Genomic DNA, 4,293 nt, shown 5'->3' with positions numbered 1-4,293 from the left:
TTTGAACAAATCACGAAGCCAGGTGAGCCCCCAAAGTCTAAAAAGACATGGGATAGTGATCACAAATCTGAGAGATTTGGGAAGTGCATTATAGAGTTGTTTAATTTTAGTCCAATTGCGACTGGGCCGGCCTTGGTCGTTATAAATCGAAATTGCGATTTGGCTTTTGTTAGCAGCGGGAATCAGTGCCCTTTCAAGAGCCTGCCACATATCTCCAGTGTGGTGTAGAACTCCCCATGAGTAAATTACATCAAATTGACCAAGTTTTTTAAGGTAATCCCGATCTAGGGCAGACCCTTGTTCGATAGTCCATTTCGCATCATCAGGGAAATAACGCCGCTTCAGCTCACGCGTGCATTCAACTGAGTTAATATCATAATCAAAAGAGTAAACCGTGGCACCAAGGTGCCTGGCACACAGGCTAAACAAACCGCTGCCAGAGCCAATGTCTAGGAACTTAAGCCCTTTGAGATCATCTCGTTTGAGCATGTCTTTGATGGATTGCTCAGCGATTTGAATGCGCTCATTGTTGAGGGTTTTTAGGAAATTTGCCCAGTTGGCCCCGAATTTGAAACGGAGTGTGTTGTGGGATGGCAAAGTTGCCAGCTTACTTGTCATGTGTGAGTAACCTTTCTTAGATACTTTAGGACGAGCATTCTTTGTTTGCGATTGCCACAATATAAGGAGAAGTTAAACGATTTCTTGGCAATCGAATGCCATAGCGTTCAGCAATCCAGAGCAGTTTAGTGGGAACGGAAAGCATTTTTCTAAACTTTTTGGAAACTACAATTCCCAAATGAATCGACATAAAGTGCTCACAGCTTTGAAGATTCAACTCCGCATCATGATGTGCCTTTGCAAATTTTTTCTTTGTAAGAGGAACATGGATGTCATAGATATCTCTATCGACCATTTTTTGCAAGAAACCAATGATACTGGGGATGTTAGGTATGACTGTGACTAGTTTTCCTGAGGGTTTGAGATAGGCAGAGCATGCTTTCAAACACTCAGCTGTGTTTTCAAAATGTTCAACGACTCCGAATGAGAACACCATATCAAATGTGTTTTTTAGTTCTTCTGGTGGATTAAAAAGATCTTCCTGATACACAGTTCCAGGTACATTAAAGTGCTTGAATAGTTTTCGGCTCTTTTCACAGCCGATTTCTGAGTAATCAAGACCAAAAACTTCAGCATTGTGGTATTGATGAAAATATATCGGCCAGATTGAGTTGGCACAGCCGATTTCTAGGATTTTTAATTGCTTATTTTTTTGGATAAGTGTTGAAAACAGTTGATGAAATTGCAGGTTTGGATAGTTATCGAGGCTTTGATTGGTGTGATCGAAAGTGGTGGGGATATTTGTATTTTGCCAACATTGATCCCAGTATGTTGAGCCGGCTTTGTCGGATTGTTTCAAGGTATTCATGTTAAAGTTTTTGTATAATTTGATGCATTTGTTGGCCAATAACGTATGTAAGGAAGAAACTTAGATTACAGAAAACTTAGATTACAGAAAACTTAACAAAGTGTCTAATCGGTTTTTGTGGGTATGATTTTTGTGTATATGCTCCCAAGCATGGCCGGTGATCTCATTTAGTTTTGTAGGGTTATTAATCAGGCTTAGTAATTCTTCAATATTTGAATGGTCACGTTTGAGTTCGAAAAAATGTTCATTAGATTTAAGAATATCGTTGTAACGCCCAGGATACATAATATTCAGAGTTTTTGTGCCAATGGCGTCAAAATGTCTTGATGAAATAGCCTTTGAGTAGACAGGGCATCTTTCTTTCTGCGAAAAAAATTTCTGATAAATTTCTTGAAAGTCAGCATCTTGGTCAACATTTCCAACTTCTATGAGTTGCTTTTTTAGCAAATGAATAAATTTTTGTCTCAGTAAAGATGGTACGATCTTTTGGTACATTTTTCGAAGAATTGTTTCATCAGGTGGTAGAATAAGTTTATCGGATTTTTTTTTAAGATATTTTTGAATATTTTGAACGAGACGATCATCCCGTTCGAGATAAAGTGATCCTGCTTCTGTTGACATAGTAGCCTTGCAAAAGTTCAGGAATTGTGCCCATTCCTTTCGATTGAATCTCTTTTGACTTTTTTTATCCAGCCCAAGATCTATTGATAAACCCCATTTTATACTATTTTGATGAAAATACTGAATGAGATTGTTACGATCGTTGTCCCCGACATGAACACCATAACGCCCTAATCGGGTGCCAATATCGATTTTTCTATTTTCCAAATCAGTTGTAGGGTAAAAAGCATTTGGATTGAGAGCATGGGGTAGTGAAATAACACGTGATTTTATACAGTCTGCATAAAGCCAATTTCCAGCTTCTTGAAGGAGTTGTGTAGCAATAATCTCTGGTTCAAGTTTCTGTAATATTTTGATCTTAGAAGCCATTCCGATTGTAGGTAAATTTATCTCGTTGCCAACAAAAGATACTAGTTTTCCTTTGCGATTTTTTAGAGCAGATACAAAGGGTCGTAGATATTTTAATGTATCCCCATTCATAGAGTGGTGCAAAACAACAAGCTCTGTTTGCTGAATCTTCTTTTTAGTGTCAATTAAATCGCCTTTACGTTGGAATACGTTGATACATTCTGATTGATAATCAGTATGTTCCTTGAAGGTGTCAACCCAATCATCAAAATACGACATTTCATTAGAATAAGCTGAGTATAGAACGATAGTTTTCATGTTTGTAAAAAATCTACAATGATCTCAGCCATTTTTTTTGCAGATTGACCATCTCCAAAATCTTTAATGTCTGTGCGTTGGTGATAATACTCTGTTGTCCAAAGCCTGTTCCAACCTGATTCAATGGTTTCAACCCATTCTGTTTCTGAACGCAATGTGATACACGGAACGCGGTGGAAATAAGCTTCTTTTTGCAGTCCGCCTGAATCTGTCAAAACATACTCTGCTTTACTTAAAAGAAATTGAGTATCTAAGTAACTCAATGGATCAAGCAAAATAAATTTTTCTTTTATGTTTTTAGGTAATTGATTAACTAAAGTTTTTGTTCTTGGATGCACAGGAAAAATAATCTTTAGCGCATGATCAGTAGCGAATTTTTTTGCAAACTGGATAATTTTTTCGAATGTGTCAAAGGAATCGGTTGATTCGGCTCGATGCACGGTCATCAGGGCAAACTTATCTTCTAAATCCTGAAATTTCTGATTTAGGTTGTTATCTGTCTGAATTCGTTCAATAGCATGCAGGGTGGCATCATACATAATGTCGCCAACGTGGTGAGAGCCACCTGTGATGCCTTCTTTTTGTAAATTACTAACTGCGGTTTTTGTCGGGCAAAGCAATAAGCTACTTACATGATCTGTAAGGACACGGTTTGTTTCTTCCGGCATTTTCCTGTTGTATGATCTAAGCCCTGCTTCTATATGTATCACGGGTATCTGTAATTTAGATGCAGCCAAAGATCCTGCTAGTGTTGAGTTCGTATCGCCGTAGACTACAACAGCATCTGTAGGCTCTTGGGTAAGTAACTCTTCAATGGATCCAAGCATATGTCCTGTCATTTGTCCATGGGGTGCGTCATTGATATTTAATGAATATTTTGGCTTTGGAATATGCAGTTCACTAAAGAAAATGTCTGACATGTTTGCATCAAAATGCTGTCCTGTGTGTACAAGAATTTCTTCAATTTCAGGATGCTCTTTCAAAGCTTTTGATAGTGGTGCGGCCTTGATGAACTGTGGACGGGCACCGACAATTGTAACAATGCGTTTTTTCATTCAGGTCTTGCTTCGTAACATCCACCAATACCAGCTGAAAAACCGTCGTATAATGGAACTCCACGCTTATCAAAGTTCAACCTGTATAAAAATTCCCTACTCTCCTTTGGTAGTCGCCTATCTGCAATCGCTGCAAATCTTTTTGATAATCTATTCATTTCCATCCAAAGAGAAACAGATGCCCCTTTGTATTGACCACTAAACTGTGTTTGTTTTAAGAGAAGTAGAAACTCACTGGGTTTATAAAAACGGCTGATGGGGCAATGAGTACCATCTGTTGAAGAGCGAAAGGCATCAGCTAAATTTTTAGGATATTTTTTTATGCCAAGTCTACGCAACGCTCTATTTTTTAATGATCCATCATTTAGCATTAATTCATAAGCAACATACAAATGTACCCAAATCGATTCATAATTGTATACCATGATTTGAATAGTACCATCAGGTTTTATGATTCTTCTAAATTCTTTTAATATTTTCATTGGATTTTCAGTGTGGTGGAGTACACCGGATGAATGGATGAGG

The 4,293-nt window shown here is 37.9% G+C and carries 5 protein-coding genes; all 5 read right to left on the bottom strand.

Features of this window, described 5'->3' with window-relative positions:
• A partial coding sequence (locus tag ABFQ95_07800) for a class I SAM-dependent methyltransferase (protein MEN8237424.1) occupies positions 1 to 618 on the bottom strand: 618 nt, incomplete at its 3' end.
• Positions 619 to 643: 25 nt separating this feature from the next.
• Positions 644 to 1,426, bottom strand: a complete 783-nt coding sequence (locus ABFQ95_07795) for a class I SAM-dependent methyltransferase (protein MEN8237423.1) — start codon at positions 1,424 to 1,426, stop codon at positions 644 to 646.
• A gap of 81 nt (positions 1,427 to 1,507) precedes the next feature.
• Entirely contained in the window at positions 1,508 to 2,713 is a 1,206-nt protein-coding gene (locus ABFQ95_07790; protein MEN8237422.1) for a glycosyltransferase, read from the bottom strand.
• On the bottom strand, positions 2,710 to 3,768 hold the full coding sequence (gene wecB, locus ABFQ95_07785; GenBank protein ID MEN8237421.1) for a UDP-N-acetylglucosamine 2-epimerase (non-hydrolyzing): 1,059 nt from the start codon (positions 3,766 to 3,768) through the stop codon (positions 2,710 to 2,712). Before wecB ends, ABFQ95_07790 begins: the two co-directional genes overlap by 4 nt.
• On the bottom strand, positions 3,765 to 4,293 hold a 529-nt coding region (locus ABFQ95_07780), incomplete at its 5' end, for a methyltransferase domain-containing protein (protein ID MEN8237420.1). The genes ABFQ95_07780 and wecB, both read right to left, overlap by 4 nt.

Source organism: Pseudomonadota bacterium, from assembly GCA_039714795.1.
Taxonomy (GTDB): domain Bacteria; phylum Pseudomonadota; class Alphaproteobacteria; order JAGOMX01; family JAGOMX01; genus JBDLIP01.
The sequence above is the reverse complement of the archived record's forward strand: the minus strand, read 5'-3'. Positions and strand labels throughout refer to the sequence as shown.

Coding starts and splice junctions, on each gene's coding strand:
- ABFQ95_07795 (MEN8237423.1), bottom strand. CDS start 1,426: ATGAATACCTTGAAACAATCCGACAAAGCCGGCTCAACATACTGGGAT.
- ABFQ95_07790 (MEN8237422.1), bottom strand. CDS start 2,713: ATGAAAACTATCGTTCTATACTCAGCTTATTCTAATGAAATGTCGTAT.
- wecB (MEN8237421.1), bottom strand. CDS start 3,768: ATGAAAAAACGCATTGTTACAATTGTCGGTGCCCGTCCACAGTTCATC.